The sequence below is a fragment of the Geodermatophilus sp. SYSU D00766 genome, from assembly GCF_054049915.1.
Map to the genome: position 1 here is coordinate 1 of NZ_JBJGYI010000019.1, position 15675 is coordinate 15675.

Consider the following 15675-nt stretch of genomic DNA (forward strand, 5'->3'; position numbering starts at 1 on the left):
TTACGGCGGTCATGGCGAGAGGGAAACGCCCGGTCCCATTCCGAACCCGGAAGCTAAGCCTCTCAGCGCCGATGGTACTGCCCTGGAGACGGGGTGGGAGAGTAGGACACCGCCGGACAACCATTCACGAGGACGGGAGTCGGAGCCGATGGGCTCCGACTCCCGTCCTCGCCCATTTCCGGGACATTCCCCGGCGACGTCTCCCCGCCGCCGGTCAGCGGCGACGGACCTCCTTGGTGGTCGCACCGACGTTGTCGGCGAACCAGGCGTTGAGCGGCACGAGGTCGCGCCAGGCGTCCCGGACACGGTCGAGCGCGCCGGGCCCGTGCAGCCAGTCGGCGTACTCGAACAGCCGGCCCGCGTGCAGCGAGCGGTGGCGCAACAGGTCGGCACGGTCGTCGTCGACGTCGTAGCCCTTGGGTGCGCGGGTGAGCCGGTCCCCGTCGATCACCCAGCCCTCGCCGGCCAGGCGGTGCACCTCGTCGCGCAGCCGGGGACCCTGGACGTCGTCGGCGACCGCCCGGCGGAAGCGCTCCACCTGGTCGGACTCCAGCCGCCACGCGCCACCGGCCACCCGGAGGCCCTCCGCGGAGATCTGCACGTACCAGGCGCCGGCTCCGCGGCCCTCGGGCACCACGACGGCACCCTGGTGGGTCTTGTACGGCGTCTTGTCGTTGCTGAAGCGGACGTCGCGGTAGGGCCGGAACAGCTTCGCGGCCCCGAACTCGGGGGCCAGCGCGTCGACCAGCGCCTGCATCGGCGCCCGGACGGAGGAGTCGTAGACCGACTTCGAGCGCGTCCAGTAGGTCTTGGAGTTGTCGGCCTCCAGGCCCTCGTAGAAGACCAGCCCGTCGTCGGGGAAACCGGCGAACGTCATGCGGCCTCCTCCAGGATCGTGTGCCAGCGGACCTCCCGCAGCGGCGTCCCGTCGGCGTCGAGCGTGCGGACCCAGCCGTCCCGGTCCCAGCCGGCCGACTCGAGGAACCCGGCGGTGACCCGGTCGCCCTCGGCCACCCACGTCTGGAGGCGGGCGGTGCCCGTCGACCGGGTCAGATCGGCGACGGCAGCGAGCAGCCGGCTGCCGTGGCCGCGCCGTCCCCAGCGCGGCTCCACCAGCAGGACGGCGAGCTCCGTGGTCGGCCCGGCCGGGTGGGGATCCTCCCCGGGCGCGACCTCCGCGGGACCGTAGGCGGCGAAGCCGACGACGCGGCCGTCGTCGAGGGCCACGAGGACACCGTGCCCCGGGGTCGGCGGGGAGGTGATGGCCGCCGTCCACGCCTCGGTGGCGGACGCGGCGTCCCAGCCGTCGAGGACCGCGGCAGGCAGCGCGGCCGCGGCGCGCCAGGCCTGCTCCTGCACCCGCGCCACCTCGGCGGCCTCGGCCGGGGTCGCGGGGCGCACCGACACGTCCGCGGTGCCGGTCAGGCGCGGGAACGGGGTCCGGGGGTCCACGCGGGGAGCCTAGGTCCGACCGGGGGCGGAGAACGTCACAGGACCGGGGCAGGATCGCAGGCGTGCCCGCACCGACCGCCGAACGGCTGCCCGCCGCGCTCGCCCGGCGCATCGCGCTGGCCGCCCAGGGCTTCGCCGACCCGCGCCCCGACGGCGTCGTCGACAGCCGCCGGCTGCGGCGGATGACCGACCGGCTCGCCGTCGTCCAGATCGACTCGGTCAACGTGCTCTCCCGCTCGCACTACCTGCCGGCGTTCAGCCGGCTGGGTGCCTACCGCCGCCCCGTCCTCGACGACTTCATGGCCCGCCGCCACGAGGTGTTCGAGTACTGGGCGCACGAGGCGTCCTACCTCCCCGTGCGGCTGCACCCCCACCTGCGGTGGCGGATGGCCGCGGCCGAGGAGCACGCCTGGGGCTCGATGGTCCGCATCCAGCGGGAGCGGCCCGGCTACGTCACCGAGGTGCTCGACCGGGTCCGCGCGTCCGGGCCCACCAAGGCCAGCGACCTGGCCGAGCCCCGGCCCGACCGGCCCGGGAGCATGTGGAACTGGCACGCCGGCAAGGTCGCGCTGGAGTGGCTCTTCTACACCGGCGCGCTCACCGCCCGGGCGCGGACGACGTCGTTCGAGCGGGTCTACGACCTCACCGAGCGCGTGCTGCCCGCCGCCGTCGTGCAGACCCCCACCCCGGAGCCGGCCGACGCCGTCCGGGAGCTGGTGCGCACCGCCGCCCGCGCGCTCGGCGTGGCCACCGAGCGCGACCTGCGCGACTACTTCCGCCTGCGCCCGGCGCCGGCCCGGCAGGCGATCGCCGAGCTGGCGGAGGCCGGTGAGCTGCTCCCCGTCGAGGTGGCCGGCTGGGGCGCGCCGGCCTGGCTGGACCCGGCGGCCCGGCGGCCGCGGTGGATCCGCACGCAGGCGCTGCTCTCGCCGTTCGACTCGCTGGTGTGGGAGCGGCCGCGGGTCGAGCGCATCTTCGGCTTCCGCTACCGCCTGGAGATCTACACCCCGGCCGCGCAGCGGGTGCACGGCTACTACGTCCTGCCGTTCCTCCTCGGGGACCGGCTGGTGGCCCGCGCCGACCTCAAGGCCGACCGGCAGGCCGGGGTGCTGCGCGTGCAGGCCGCCCACGCCGAGGCCGGGGTCGACCGCGCCGAGGTCGCCGCCGCGCTGGCCGCCGAGCTGCGGCTCATGGCCGACTGGTCCGAGCTCGACGACGTCGCCGTCGCCGGCCGCGGCGACCTGGCCGCCGACCTCGGCTGCGCGCTGCCGGGCCCGCGCCCGGTCGTCGCCTAGGCTGGCCCGCCGTGGGCAGCAGCAGCGGACCGGTCGACACCCAGTACGAGGACCTCCTGCGGCGGATCCTCGAGACCGGGACGCCGAAGTCCGACCGCACCGGCACCGGCACCGTGAGCACCTTCGGGGAACGCCTGCGCTACGACCTCGCGGAGTCCTTCCCGCTGGTCACGACGAAGAAGGTGCACTTCCGCTCGGTCGCCGTCGAGCTGCTGTGGTTCCTGCGCGGCGACGGCAACGTGCGCTGGCTGCAGGAGCAGGGCGTCACCATCTGGGACGAGTGGGCCGACGCCGACGGCGACCTCGGGCCGGTCTACGGCGTCCAGTGGCGGTCCTGGCCCACGCCCGACGGCGGCACGGTCGACCAGATCCAGGGCGTCCTCGACACGCTGCGCACCGACCCCGACTCCCGCCGCATGGTGGTGTCGGCGTGGAACGTCGCCGCGCTGCCGCAGATGGCGCTCGCGCCCTGCCACGCGCTGTTCCAGTTCGCCGTGCACGACGGCCGGCTGTCCTGCCAGCTCTACCAGCGCAGCGCCGACATGTTCCTGGGCGTCCCGTTCAACATCGCCAGCTACGCGCTCCTCACCCGCATGGTCGCCGCGCAGGCCGGCCTCGAGCCCGGCGAGTTCATCTGGGTCGGCGGCGACTGCCACGTCTACAGCAACCACGTCGAGCAGGTGCGCCAGCAGCTCTCCCGCGAGGCGCGGCCGTTCCCGACGCTGGAGATCGCGCCGGCGCCGTCGCTGTTCGACCACGCCTTCGCCGACTTCACCCTGCATGGCTACGACCCGCACCCGGCCATCCGCGCCGCCGTCGCGGTCTGACCCGTGTGACCGTCTCGCTCGTCTGGGCGCAGGCCCGCGACCGGGTCATCGGCGCCGGCGGCCGGCTGCCCTGGCACCTGCCCGAGGACCTGCGTCTGTTCAAGGAGCTGACCTCCGGCGGCACCGTGGTCATGGGACGCCGGACCTGGGAGTCGCTGCCCGCGCGCAACCGCCCGCTGCCGGGCCGGCGCAACGTCGTCCTCACCCGGGACCCCGCCTGGGCCGCCGACGGCGCCGAGCGCGCCGGCTCGGTCGCCGACGTGCTCGCCACCGCCCCCGGCTGCTGGGTGATCGGCGGCGCGGCCGTCTACGCCGCGTTCCTGCCGCACGCCGGCCGGCTGGTCGTCACCGACGTCGACCTCGCCGTCGACGGCGACACCCGCGCCCCCGCCCTCGACGGCCGGTGGCGGCCCGTCACCCGGACCCCCCGCGAGGGCTGGGCCACCTCGGCGACCGGGCTGCGCTACGCCGTCACCGAGTACGGGCGCGCCCGCGCTGCCGCGCCGGGGACCGACGGGCACGGTCGGTAGATCCGGAGACCGGCGGGGACGGTCGGTAGATTCGGGTGCATGACCTCCGACCCCGCCCGGCCGTTCGGGCGCGTCCTCACGGCGATGGTCACCCCGTTCACCGAGGACGGCTCGATCGACACCGCCGGGGCGCAGGAGCTGGCCGCGCACCTGGTCGACCGCGAGGCCCACGACGGCCTGGTCGTGCTGGGGACGACGGGGGAGTCGCCGACCGTCCGCGACGGCGAGTCGCGCGCGGTCCTCAAGGCGGTCCTCGACGCCGTCGGCGACCGCGCCGTGGTCATCGCCGGGGTGGGCACCAACGACACCGCGCACAGCATCGACCGGGCCCGCGACGCCGAGCGCATCGGCGCGCACGGGCTGCTCGTCGTCACCCCCTACTACAACAAGCCGCCGCAGGCGGGGCTGCTGCGGCACTTCACCGCCGTCGCGGACTCCACCGACCTGCCGGTCATGCTGTACGACATCCCGCCGCGCTCGGTGGTGCCGATCGAGGTCGAGACCCTCGTGCGGGCCGCCGAGCACCCGCGGATCGTGGCGGTCAAGGACGCCAAGGGCGACCTCGGCGCCGTCGCGTGGACGCGGGCGCGCACCGACCTGGCCTACTACTCCGGCGAGGACATGCTCAACCTGCCGCTGCTGGCGCTCGGGGCGGTCGGCGTGGTGAGCGTCGTCGGGCACCTGGCCGGGGCCCGGCTGGCCGAGCTGATCGCCGCCGTCGAGTCCGGCGACCTGGTCCGGGCGCGCGAGGTCAACCAGGGCCTGCTGCCGCTCTACACCGGCATCTTCCGCACCCAGGGCGTCATCATGGTGAAGGCGGCGCTGCGCGAGCTGGGGCTGCCCGCCGGTCCCGTGCGCCCGCCGCTGGTCGACGCCACCCCCGAGCAGATCGCGCAGCTGCGCGCCGACCTCGCCGCCGGCGGGGTCCACCTCCGAGAGGCCCACGTGAAGTGACCGTCAGCTCCGCCGGACAGGCCGGCCAGCCCCACCTCGACCTCAAGACGCCGCCGCCGCTGCCGGAAGGAGGGCTGCGCGTCATCGCCCTCGGCGGGCTCGGGGAGATCGGGCGCAACATGGCCGTCCTCGAGTTCGACGGCAAGCTGCTGGTCATCGACTGCGGCGTGCTCTTCCCCGAGGCCGAGCAGCCCGGCGTCGACCTCATCCTCCCCGACTTCGGGGTCATCGAGCACCGGCTGGGCGACATCGAGGCCGTCGTCCTCACCCACGGGCACGAGGACCACATCGGCGCGATCCCCTACCTGCTGCGGCTGCGCGGCGACATCCCGCTGGTCGGCTCCCGGTTCACCCTCGCCCTGGTGGCGGCCAAGCTGCGCGAGCACCGGCTGGTCCCCACGCTGGTCGAGGTCGCCGCCGGCGACGACCACGTGGCCGGGCCGTTCCACTGCGAGTTCATCTCGGTCAACCACTCGATCCCCGACGCGCTGGCCGTCGCCGTGCACACGCCCGCCGGCGTCCTGGTGCACACCGGCGACTTCAAGATGGACCAGCTCCCGCTCGACGGCGTCCTCACCGACCTCGGCGCCTTCGCCCGGCTCGGCCTCGAGGGCATCGACCTGCTGCTGGCCGACTCCACCAACGCCGAGATCCCCGGCTTCGTCACGCCCGAGCGCTCGATCGGCCCGGTGCTCGAGGACGTCTTCCGCCGCGCCACCCAGCGGCTGATCGTCTCCAGCTTCGCCAGCCACGTGCACCGCATCCAGCAGGTGCTCGACGCCGCCGAGATGCACGGCCGCAAGGTCGCCTTCGTCGGCCGGTCGATGGTCCGCAACATGGGCGTCGCGCGCGACCTGGGCCTGCTGCGCGTGCCGCCGGGCCTGATGGTCGCCCTGGACGAGGCCACGAGCATGCCGCCCGAGCAGGTGGTGCTGGTCAGCACCGGGTCGCAGGGCGAGCCGCTGTCGGCGCTGGGCCGGATGGCCCGCGGCGAGCACCACCAGGTCACCATCGAGGCCGGCGACACCATCGTGCTGGCCTCCTCGCTGGTCCCCGGCAACGAGACCGCCGTCTACAAGGTGATCAACGGGCTGGCCCGGCTCGGCGCCACGGTCGTGCACAAGGAGACCGCGCGCGTGCACGTCTCCGGGCACGCCCCCGCCGGGGAGCTGCGCACGCTGCTCAACGTGGCCAAGCCCCGCTACCTCATGCCGGTGCACGGGGAGTGGCGGCACCTGCGGGCGCACGCGGCGCTCGCCGAGGAGACCGGCATGGCCGCCGACCGCGTGCTGCTCGCCGAGGACGGCGTCGTCGTCGACCTCGTCGACGGCAAGGCGACGATCACCGGGTCGGTGCCGGTGGGCAACGTCTACGTCGACGGCCTCAACGTCGGCGACGTCGGCGAGGAGGCGCTGCAGGAGCGGCGGATCCTCGGCGACGAGGGCTTCGTGGCGCTGACCGTCGTCGTCGAGCCCTCCACCGGCACCATCGTGCGGCCGGTGCACCTGTCCACCCGCGGCTTCTCCGACGACCCCACGGCGTTCGACGAGGTGCTGCGGCTGGTCGAGGAGAACCTCAAGCGGGAGCTCTCCGACGGGCAGACCGACGCCCACCGGCTCTCGCAGACCATCCGCCGGACCGTGGGCAAGTGGGTGAGCGACACCCACCGCCGCCGGCCGATGATCATCCCGACCGTCCTCGAGGTCTGACGGGGGACTCCCTCGGCCCACCGCTCGCAGGCGGGCTCCTGGCAGGTGGCCGGGGCGCGCCTGAACGCGGTGGGCCCCTCGGCCGTACCCCCTCGTGTGCGGCGCCCGGTCCGCGGGCGTCGCCGCTCTCACGAGGGGACTGTCATGCCTCCAGCACCCGGGCGACCCGCCGCACTCCGCTCCGGCGCCGCGGCCGGTACGTCGGCGTTCGCCCTGCTCCTGCTCACGGCCACCCCCGCCGCCGCCGGCGGCCCCGGCGACTGGCACCACTCGGGCGGTTCGTACCACTCGGCAGGCCGGTCCTCCTCCGCCGGGTACGACGTCACCACGACCGACGACGGTGGCGCCGGCTCACTGCGCGCCGCGGTGCAGGCGGCCAACGCCGCAGGCTCCGGCAGGATCGTCCTGTCCGACCGCACCTACCGCCTGACGCTGGCCGGGTCGGACGACACCGCGGCCGCCGGCGACCTCGACGTCACCGGCCGGGTGGTGATCGAGGGCCGCGGTGCCACGGTCGACGCCGAGCACCTCGACCGGGTGTTCGACGTCCGGCCCGGCGGCTCCCTGACCCTGCGGGAGGTCACCGTCACCGGCGGCGTGGCTCCCGGCGCCCCGGGCACCACCGGCGGCGCCTCCGGAGGAGGTGTCCTCAACGCCGGCACGCTCGTCGTCGAGCGCAGCACGATCACCGGCAACTCGGCCACCCGTGCCGGGGGCGGCATCGAGGCGATCGCGGGGTCGACGACGACCGTCACCCGTTCGACGCTGTCGCACAACAGCACCGGCGCGAGCCCGGGCAACGGTGGCGGGCTGCACCTGACCGGCACCGGCACCGTGCACGTCGAGCGCAGCACCGTGGAGGACAACACCGCCGCCGCGGAGGGCGGCGGCCTCTGGAACTCCGCGACCGGCACGATGACCGTCGAGCGCAGCACCGTCACCGGCAACCGCGCCAGGGGCCCGGCGGCCGACAACGGCGGCGGTGGGCTGTTCAACGACGGCGGGTCGCTGACCGTCGACCGCACCGAGGTCCGCGGCAACGTCGCCGACGGCGCCTCCGGCTCCGGCGGCGGGCTGCTCAACGACAGCGGCACGATGACCGTCACCCGCTCGGTGGTCGAGGGCAACAGCTCCCGGCGGGCCGGCGGCGGCATCGAGGCCGACACCGGGACGACGACGCTCGACCGCACCGCGCTGACCGGCAACACCACCGGACCGGTGCCGGGCAACGGCGGCGGCCTGCACCTCACCGGCGCCGGGACCGTGCGCATCGACCGCGGCACCGTCACCGGCAACAGCGCCGCGGCCGAGGGCGGTGGGCTGTGGAACTCCGAGCCCGGGACCATGACGGTCACCCGCACGACCATCCGGGGCAACACCGCCCCGCTCGGCCCCGACGTCTTCCAGGACGGCGCGGGCGCCGGCTTCACCGTCGACGGGCGCACCGTCCCCGGCGAGGTCTGACCGACCCGGCGGAGGGCGCCGGGCACGGGGATCGGCGCCCTCCGTCGCACCTCGGGTGCGGCGGGTCAGGACCCCGGCGGGCTCAGAACCGCGAGCGGACCACCACCTCGCCGTCGGCGTCGACCACCTCGAAGCCGACGGCGTCGTCGCGCAGCACCGAGGAGTTGAGGCTGCAGCGCATCTGCTGCGGGCCCACCCCGAGGAACTCCCCGGCGGGCACCTCGCGGCCGGCGTCGTCGGTGACCGCCACCCGGTAGACCTCGCCGGCGGCGAACCCGGTGCCGGTCAGCTCCACCTCCACGCCCCAGGTGTGCGGCACCAGCTGCGCGCTGGCCTCGACGCCGGGCTCCACCGCCTGGACCGCCACCGGCTCCAGCGGCACCGGATCGGGCACCGGGCGCAGCGCCCACCCGACCGCGCCGCCCGCGGCGGCCACCCCCGCGACCGCCGCGGCGGCCAGCACCCGGCGCCGCGCCGCCGCCCGGCGCAGCGGTACGACCCGCCGCTCCTCCTCGGCGATGCGGGCCAGGACGCGGGCGCCGAGGTCCGGCGGGGGAGTGGGGGTGGCGTCGAGGGCGTCGGGGTCGACGGCGGCCAGCCGGGCGGCCAGCGGCGCGATCCCGGCCAGCTCGGCGCGGCACTCCGGGCAGCCGTCGAGGTGGGCCTGCACCCGGTCGCGCTCGGCCGGCCCGAGGTGCCCCAGCGCGTAGGCGCCCAGCAGCTCCCGCAGCTCCCGGTGCACGTCCCCGTGTGCGCCGCTCACGGCTCGACCCCCATCTCGTCCAGGGCCAGGCGCAGCGCCTTGAGCCCGTAGAACACCCGGCTGCGGACGGTCCCGACCGGGACGCCGAGCTCCGCGGCGACCTCCGCGTAGGGCCGCCCGCGCAGGTGCGTCTGCACGATCGCCGTCCGGTGCTCGGCGCTGATCCGCCGCAGTGCCTCCTCCACCACCCAGGCGTCGACCAGTCCCTCGTCGGCGGCGGCCACGGCGGGGCCGTCGACGTCCGCGCCGTCGGTCAGGTGCCGCTGCCACGGCCGGACGGCGAAGCGGCGGGCCTCGTCGACCACCACGTTGCGCGCGATCGCGAACAGCCACGTGCGCAGGCTCGCCAGCTGCGGGTCGAAGGAGCCGGAGGCGCGCCAGGCCCGGAGGAACACCTCCTGGACGACGTCCTGCGCGGCGCCGCCGTCGCCGAGCTGCCGCAGCGCGAAGCGGTACAGCTCCCCGCCGTGCGCGGCGTAGGCCGCCCGCACGTCCAGCCCCGTCGCCGGCACCGGTGTGTGCCGTCCCATCCACGACCTCCCGGCGCTGCGGCTGCCCGTCACGGGGACGTACGCACGCCGGGGCGCTCCGGTTCAGCCGGCGACGGCGCCGGCCGCCCTTACCGCACCACGGTGATCGGTTCGATCCCCTCGTCCTCGGGCAGCGCGAAGCCCCACACCTGCGCGTAGAAGGACAGCTCGCCGTCGAGCGCGGCGCGGATGTTCTCCGCCCGCCGGAAGCCGTGCTGCTCGCCCGGGAACAGCAGGTAGGCGTGCGGGACGCCCTTCTCCCGGAGCGCGGCGACGATCGCCTCGGCCTGGTCGGGCGGCACGACCTCGTCCTCCTCGCCCTGGAACACCGCCAGCGGGGTGTCGAGCGCGTCGACGTGGGTGATCGGCGAGCGCGCCGCGTAGACGTCGGCGCCCTCCGGCCAGGGCGCCACCAGGCCGTCGAGGTAGCGGGACTCGAACTTGTGCGTCTCGGCGGCCAGCGCGCCGAGGTCGGCGACGCCGAAGTGGCTGGCGCCGGCCGTGAAGACGCCCGGGCGCATGGTGAGGGCGGCCAGCGTCGTGTAGCCACCGGCCGACCCGCCCCGGATCGCCGTGCGCGCGGGGTCGACCCGGCCGGCGTCGGCGAGGAACCGGGCGCAGGCGACGACGTCGTCGAGGTCGACCTCGCCCCAGCGGCCGCGCAGCGCGTCGCGGTAGCGGCGGCCGTAGCCGACCGAGCCCCGGTAGTCGACGTCGGCGACGCAGAAGCCCCGCGTCGTCCAGTACTGCACCTCCAGGTCGAGCACGGGTCGCGCCGCCGCCGTGGGGCCGCCGTGCACGACGACCAGCAGCGGCGGGCGCTCGTCCTCCGGCGCGCTCACCGAGGGGTTCGCCGGCGGGTAGACCAGGGCGTGGGCGACCCCGATCCCGGTGCCGCGGTCCTCGGTCGGGAAGGTCACGTGCTCGGGCACCGAGAACCAGGCGGGGTCCAGGCCGAGGTCGCGGGCCGGCCGCAGCACCTCCGCCGCACCACCGTCGGCGCCGCCGTCGACGTCGACGCGCACCACCACCGGCTCGGTGGACGGGCTCGCGGCCACGCAGACCACCGCCGTCCCCTGCGCGCGCAGGTACCGGAAGGTGCGGTACGGGACGTCGAGCCGCCGCAGCTCCCCGTCGGCGGAGAGCACGCCCAGCACGTCGCCGCCCTGCTCGCCCACCGCCACGACCAGCCGCCCGTCGGCGAGCACGGCGTAGCGGCTGGACGCGAACTGCCACTGCGGGCCGCCGATGTCGCGGCCGACGTCGAGCACCGTCTCCACGGCGCCGCCGGGCCGCCACCGGTACAGCGACCAGCAGTCACTGCGGTCGCAGAGGAACAGCAGGTCGCCGTCGGGCCCCCACACCGGCTGCACGACGCTCTCGCCGGGACCGCCGGCCACGACCGTCTCCGCGCCGTCGCCGGCGCGGACCACCAGGCGGGCGGCGTCCCACGGCATGTCCGGGTGGTCCCACTGCAGCCAGGCCAGCTGCCCGTCCGGGCCGGGACGGGGGTCGGAGACGAAGTCGGGCCCGCTGACCAGCACCTCCGCCGTGCCGTCGGCGGCCAGTCGCACCACCTCGTTGACGACGTCGGCCGCGGCGCCGCTCGCCGCGTGCGTCTCGCGGACCGCCAGCAGCCCGCCGTCGCCGGTGGGGGTGAGGTCGGCGTACCGGACCCCGGCCGGCAGCTCCGGTGCCGGGGTGAGCGCGACCGGGTCGGCGGCTCCGGGGTCGAGGCGGTACAGCCGCTGGGTGTCGAAGTGCGTGAACCACAGCGTGCCGCCGGCGACCGCCCAGGCGCCACCGCCGTACTCGTGCACCCGGGTGCGGGCGTTCCACGGCTGCGGCAGCACGTCGGCGACCGCGCCGTCGGCCGAGCGGCGCACCAGGGCCGACCGGCCGCCCTCCCCGGGCCGTGACTCCGACCACCACACGTCCCCGCCGTCGACGGCGACCTCGCCCAGCCGGGCGGCGGCGCGCACGACGAGTGCGGAGGTGACCGGGGTGGGCCAGCTGCCGTACGGGACGGTCGGGGGAGTCGGCATGGGCCGACCGTAGGGGCAGGACACGAGCTCGCGCCTGCCCGGGAGGACCCTGGACGGCGGCTACCGTTCGACGCATGCCTGCCCGCACCACGCCCTCGCGCCGGCCGTCCGGCTCGGCTCCGAAGGGGAGGTCCGGGTCCACGGCCGCGGGCAAGCGGCCGCCCGCGCGCAACGGCAACCGCAAGCCCGCCGCCCGCCGGCCCGCGCAGCGCCCCGGTGCCGCCGCCGGGATCTGGCGCGCGACCGCCGGCGCCTGGGGCCTGCTCGCCCGCGGCGCCGGCGGCCTGGCCCGGTCGGTCGCCCGCCCGGAGGAGGCCGAGCCGCTCGCGCCCGAGCACCGCCGCGACGGCGCGGGCCTGGCCGTCCTCGGCCTCGCCGTCGTCCTGGGGGCGGCCGCCTGGTTCGACGGCATCGGCCCGGTGGGCGCCGGCCTGGCCGACGCCGTCCGCTGGGTCGTCGGCTCGCTGGTGGTGGTGCTGCCGGCGCTGCTGTTCCTCGCCGCCCTGCGGCTGCTGCGCCGTGCCCCGCGCCCGGAGGCCCGCGGCCGGCTGGCCATCGGCTGGCTGTGCGCCACGCTCGCGGTGCTGGGCATCGCCTCCGTCGTCGGCACCCCGGCCGACCCCGTCGCCGGCCGGCCCGGCACCGGGGGCCTGGTCGGCTGGGCGGTCGGCACCCCGCTGACCGCGGGGCTCGGTCCCGTCGTCGCGGTCGTGCTGCTGTCGCTGCTGGCGGTGTTCGCGCTGCTGGTCCTCACCGCCACGCCGCTGCACCAGGCGCCCGAGCGGCTGCGGGCCTTCGTCGACCGGACCACCGGCCGCTCCGACGAGGAGTGGGACGACGACTACGACGACGAGCACGACGAGGAGCCCGAGGAGGCCCCCCGACCGCGCCGCTCGAAGCGCGCCGCGCTCGCCGAGGTCCTCTCCGAGGACGCCCCCGACCTCACCACCACCGGGCCCATCGACCACGGGGCCTACGCCGAGGCGCCCCTGGCGGTGCGCACCGTGCCAGCCGAGGAGCCGCCCGCTCCGCGCCCCCCGGTGGTCGACCGCACGGCCGCGCCCGAGCCGCTGGAGCCGGTCGAGGAGCCGCAGCAGCTCGTCATCGAGCCGGTCGAGGGCGAGTACCGCCTCCCGGCGACCAGCCTGCTGCGCCCCGGCACGCCGCCGCGGGCCCGCTCGAAGGCCAACGACGACGCCATCGAGGCCATCCGCGGCGTGCTCGAGCAGTTCAACATCGACGCCGACGTCACCGACATGACCCGCGGCCCGACGGTCACCCGGTACGAGGTCACCCTCGGCCCCGCCGTCAAGGTCGAGAAGATCACCGCGCTGACCCGCAACATCGCCTACGCCGTCGCCAACGACAACATCCGCATCCTCGCGCCGATCCCCGGCAAGTCGGCGGTGGGCATCGAGGTGCCCAACACCGACCGCGAGACGGTCAGCCTCGGCGACGTCATGCGCTCGCCGGCGGCCAAGCAGGACCAGCACCCGATGCTCGTCGGCCTCGGCAAGGACATCGAGGGCCAGTTCGTGCTGGCCAACCTGGCGAAGATGCCGCACCTGCTCGTCGCCGGTGCCACCGGCGCCGGCAAGTCCTCGTGCATCAACTCGCTGCTGACCTCGCTGCTGCTGCGGGCCACGCCCGACGAGCTGCGGATGATCCTGATCGACCCGAAGATGGTCGAGCTCACGCCCTACGACGGCATCCCGCACCTGATCACGCCGATCATCACCGACCCGAAGAAGGCCGCGACCGCGCTGGCCTGGCTGGTCGAGGAGATGGAGCAGCGCTACCAGGACATGCGGGCCACCGGGGTGCGGCACATCGACGACTTCAACCGCAAGGTCGAGCGCGGCGAGATCACCGCCCCGCCCGGCAGCGAGCGGGTCTACCGGCCCTACCCCTACATCCTCACGATCGTCGACGAGCTCGCCGACCTGATGATGGTCGCCCCGCGCGACGTCGAGGACTCGATCGTGCGGATCACCCAGAAGGCGCGCGCCGCCGGCATCCACCTGGTGCTCGCCACGCAGCGCCCGTCGGTCGACGTCGTCACCGGCCTGATCAAGGCCAACGTGCCCTCGCGGCTGGCGTTCTCCACCTCGAGCCTCACCGACAGCCGGGTCATCCTCGACCAGCCCGGCGCCGAGAAGCTCATCGGCATGGGTGACGCGCTGTTCATGCCGATCGGCGCCGGCAAGCCGCAGCGGGTGCAGGGCGCCTACGTCTCCGACGGCGAGATCGAGGCCGTCGTCGAGTTCACCAAGCGGCAGGCCGAGCCGGAGTACCGCGAGGAGGTCTTCAGCGCCGCGCAGGGCGAGAAGAAGGAGATCGACGAGGACATCGGCGGGGACCTGGACCTGCTGTGCCAGGCCGTCGAGCTCGTGGTCACCAGCCAGTTCGGCTCGACGTCGATGCTGCAGCGCAAGCTGCGGGTGGGCTTCGCCAAGGCCGGCCGGCTCATGGACCTCATGGAGACCCGCGGCGTCGTCGGCCCCTCCGAGGGGTCCAAGGCCCGCGACGTGCTGATCAAGCCCGACGAGCTGGAGTCGGTGCTGTTCACCATCCGTGGCGGCACCCTGCCCGCCGGCGAGGACTGACCCCCGCGGGGAGCATCACCCCGCTCCGGCCGGGGCCGTCGGTCACCAGCACATACGATGGACCGGTGACCGCCGCGCCCAGCCCCGACCGGACCGTGGCGCTGGTGACCCTCGGCTGCGCCCGCAACGAGGTCGACTCCGAGGAGCTGGCCGGCCGGCTGGCCGCCGGCGGCTACCGGCTCGTCGACGACGCCGAGGGCGCCGACGCGGTGCTGGTGAACACCTGCGGGTTCATCGAGTCGGCGAAGAAGGACTCGGTCGACGCCATCCTCGCCGCCACCGACAGCGGCGCCCGCGTCGTCGCCGTCGGCTGCATGGCCGAGCGCTACGGCGCCGAGCTCGCCGGCGCGCTGCCCGAGGCCACCGTCCTCGGCTTCGACGACTACACCGCCATCGGCGACCGGCTCGACGACGTCCTCACCGGGCGCCCGCTGGTGCCGCACTCGCCCCGCGACCGGCGCACGCTGCTGCCGATCAGCCCGGTGGCCCGCACGAGCGCGGCGACCGCCCCGGAGGCGCCGGTCATCCCCGGCCACGGCTGGGTGCAGCGGCGGCGGCTCGCGGCCGGCCCCACCGCGGCGCTCAAGCTCGCCTCCGGCTGCGACCGCCGCTGCGCGTTCTGCGCCATCCCGACCTTCCGCGGCTCCTTCGTGTCCCGCCCGCCGGCCGAGGTGCTCACCGAGGCGCGCTGGCTGGCCGGCCAGGGCGTCACCGAGCTGGTGCTGGTCAGCGAGAACTCCACCTCCTACGGCAAGGACCTCGGCGACCTGCGCTCGTTGGAGCGGCTGCTGCCGGAGCTCGCCGCCGTCGACGGGATCGCCCGCGTGCGGGTGGCCTACCTGCAGCCGGCCGAGCTGCGGCCGGGCCTGCTGGAGGTCATCGCCGCCACCGACGGCGTCGCGCCGTACTTCGACCTGTCCTTCCAGCACTCCTCGCCCGGCCTGCTGCGCCGGATGCGCCGCTTCGGCGGCACCGACGACTTCCTCGCGCTCGTCGAGCGGGCGCGGTCCCTCGCCCCGGAGGCCGGGTTCCGCACCAACGTCATCCTCGGCTTCCCGGGGGAGACCGAGGACGACGTCGCCGAGCTCGAGCGGTTCCTCACCGGCGCGCGGCTGGACGCCGTCGGGGTGTTCGGCTACTCCGACGAGGAGGGCACCGAGGCGATCGGCCTGGACGGCAAGCTCGACCGGGCGGAGATCGACGCCCGCGTCCGCCGGGTCACCGACCTGGTCGAGGAGCTGACCGCGCAGCGCGCCGAGGACCGCGTCGGCACCCGCGTCGAGGTGCTGCTGACCGAGGACCTCTCCGCCGACGAGGGCCCGGGGGTGTGGGTCGGGCACGCCGCCCACCAGGACCCCGACGCCGACGGCACCACCACGGTCACCGGCGTGCCCGCCGACGCCCGTCCCGGGCAACTGCTGGCGGCCGAGGTGGTCGGCACCGAGGGCGTCGACCTCGTCGCCGCCGCGCTCGCGCCGGTCCCGGCCGCGTGAGGTCCCG

Annotated in this window: 13 protein-coding genes and 1 rRNA gene; 9 read left to right on the plus strand and 5 right to left on the minus strand. The window is 75.6% G+C overall.

The window, feature by feature from the left end; genetic code table 11:
• Position 1 precedes the first annotated feature (1 nt).
• A 5S ribosomal RNA gene (rrf, locus tag ACI8AD_RS14625) occupies positions 2-118 on the plus strand.
• Positions 119-214: 96 nt separating this feature from the next.
• Here the strand turns inward: rrf and ACI8AD_RS14630 are convergent.
• Both ACI8AD_RS14630 and ACI8AD_RS14635 read right to left on the minus strand, forming a co-directional pair.
• Positions 215-877, minus strand: a complete 663-nt coding sequence (locus ACI8AD_RS14630) for a DUF2461 domain-containing protein (RefSeq protein ID WP_456871253.1) — start codon at positions 875-877, stop codon at positions 215-217.
• Positions 874-1452, minus strand: a complete 579-nt coding sequence (locus ACI8AD_RS14635) for an N-acetyltransferase family protein (RefSeq protein ID WP_456871254.1) — start codon at positions 1450-1452, stop codon at positions 874-876. The genes ACI8AD_RS14630 and ACI8AD_RS14635 overlap by 4 nt, the downstream gene beginning before the upstream one ends.
• A gap of 62 nt (positions 1453-1514) precedes the next feature.
• On the opposite strand from ACI8AD_RS14635, the gene ACI8AD_RS14640 reads away from it, so the two are divergent.
• From ACI8AD_RS14640 to ACI8AD_RS14665, 6 genes are all read left to right on the plus strand, one after another.
• A complete protein-coding gene (locus tag ACI8AD_RS14640) occupies positions 1515-2747 on the plus strand; it encodes a winged helix-turn-helix domain-containing protein (protein ID WP_456871255.1) in 1233 nt (410 codons plus the stop codon).
• 11 nt (positions 2748-2758) lie between these two features.
• Positions 2759-3574 (plus strand): thymidylate synthase, encoded by an 816-nt coding sequence (locus ACI8AD_RS14645; RefSeq protein WP_456871256.1) that lies wholly within the window; start codon positions 2759-2761, stop codon positions 3572-3574.
• 5 nt (positions 3575-3579) lie between these two features.
• Positions 3580-4104 carry a dihydrofolate reductase gene (locus tag ACI8AD_RS14650; protein WP_456871257.1) on the plus strand — a complete coding sequence of 175 codons (525 nt, stop codon included), beginning with the start codon at positions 3580-3582 and terminating at the stop codon, positions 4102-4104.
• 39 nt (positions 4105-4143) lie between these two features.
• Positions 4144-5058, plus strand: coding sequence for a 4-hydroxy-tetrahydrodipicolinate synthase (dapA, locus tag ACI8AD_RS14655; protein WP_456871258.1), 915 nt, complete (start codon positions 4144-4146; stop codon positions 5056-5058).
• Entirely contained in the window at positions 5055-6767 is a 1713-nt protein-coding gene (locus ACI8AD_RS14660) for a ribonuclease J (RefSeq protein WP_456871259.1), read from the plus strand. Before dapA ends, ACI8AD_RS14660 begins: the two co-directional genes overlap by 4 nt.
• 144 nt (positions 6768-6911) lie before the next feature.
• Positions 6912-8231 (plus strand): right-handed parallel beta-helix repeat-containing protein, encoded by a 1320-nt coding sequence (locus tag ACI8AD_RS14665; RefSeq protein ID WP_456871260.1) that lies wholly within the window; start codon positions 6912-6914, stop codon positions 8229-8231.
• A gap of 82 nt (positions 8232-8313) precedes the next feature.
• On the opposite strand, the gene ACI8AD_RS14670 is transcribed toward ACI8AD_RS14665, so the two are convergent.
• The 3 genes from ACI8AD_RS14670 to ACI8AD_RS14680 form a co-directional block, all read right to left on the minus strand.
• A complete protein-coding gene (locus ACI8AD_RS14670; RefSeq protein WP_456871261.1) occupies positions 8314-8994 on the minus strand; it encodes an anti-sigma factor family protein in 681 nt (226 codons plus the stop codon).
• Complete coding sequence (locus ACI8AD_RS14675; RefSeq protein WP_456871262.1) at positions 8991-9524, minus strand: sigma-70 family RNA polymerase sigma factor; 534 nt, start codon at positions 9522-9524, stop codon at positions 8991-8993. The genes ACI8AD_RS14670 and ACI8AD_RS14675 overlap by 4 nt, the downstream gene beginning before the upstream one ends.
• 89 nt (positions 9525-9613) lie before the next feature.
• The gene (locus tag ACI8AD_RS14680) at positions 9614-11569 is read right to left on the minus strand and encodes a prolyl oligopeptidase family serine peptidase (protein ID WP_456871263.1); all 1956 of its coding nucleotides are present in this window, start codon (positions 11567-11569) and stop codon (positions 9614-9616) included.
• 74 nt (positions 11570-11643) lie between these two features.
• On the opposite strand from ACI8AD_RS14680, the gene ACI8AD_RS14685 reads away from it, so the two are divergent.
• A complete protein-coding gene (locus tag ACI8AD_RS14685) occupies positions 11644-14175 on the plus strand; it encodes a DNA translocase FtsK 4TM domain-containing protein (protein WP_456871264.1) in 2532 nt (843 codons plus the stop codon).
• A 65-nt stretch (positions 14176-14240) separates the two neighbouring features.
• Positions 14241-15668, plus strand: a complete 1428-nt coding sequence (locus tag ACI8AD_RS14690) for a MiaB/RimO family radical SAM methylthiotransferase (protein WP_456871265.1) — start codon at positions 14241-14243, stop codon at positions 15666-15668.
• Positions 15669-15675 lie beyond the last annotated feature (7 nt).

What these genes read in the sequence shown, in the direction of transcription:
- ACI8AD_RS14630 (WP_456871253.1), bottom strand. Translation starts at nt 877, where the DNA reads ATGACGTTCGCCGGTTTCCCCGACGACGGGCTGGTCTTCTACGAGGGC.
- dapA (WP_456871258.1), top strand. Translation starts at nt 4,144, where the DNA reads ATGACCTCCGACCCCGCCCGGCCGTTCGGGCGCGTCCTCACGGCGATG.
- ACI8AD_RS14665 (WP_456871260.1), top strand. Translation starts at nt 6,912, where the DNA reads ATGCCTCCAGCACCCGGGCGACCCGCCGCACTCCGCTCCGGCGCCGCG.
- ACI8AD_RS14675 (WP_456871262.1), bottom strand. Translation starts at nt 9,524, where the DNA reads ATGGGACGGCACACACCGGTGCCGGCGACGGGGCTGGACGTGCGGGCG.
- ACI8AD_RS14680 (WP_456871263.1), bottom strand. Translation starts at nt 11,569, where the DNA reads ATGCCGACTCCCCCGACCGTCCCGTACGGCAGCTGGCCCACCCCGGTC.
- ACI8AD_RS14685 (WP_456871264.1), top strand. Translation starts at nt 11,644, where the DNA reads ATGCCTGCCCGCACCACGCCCTCGCGCCGGCCGTCCGGCTCGGCTCCG.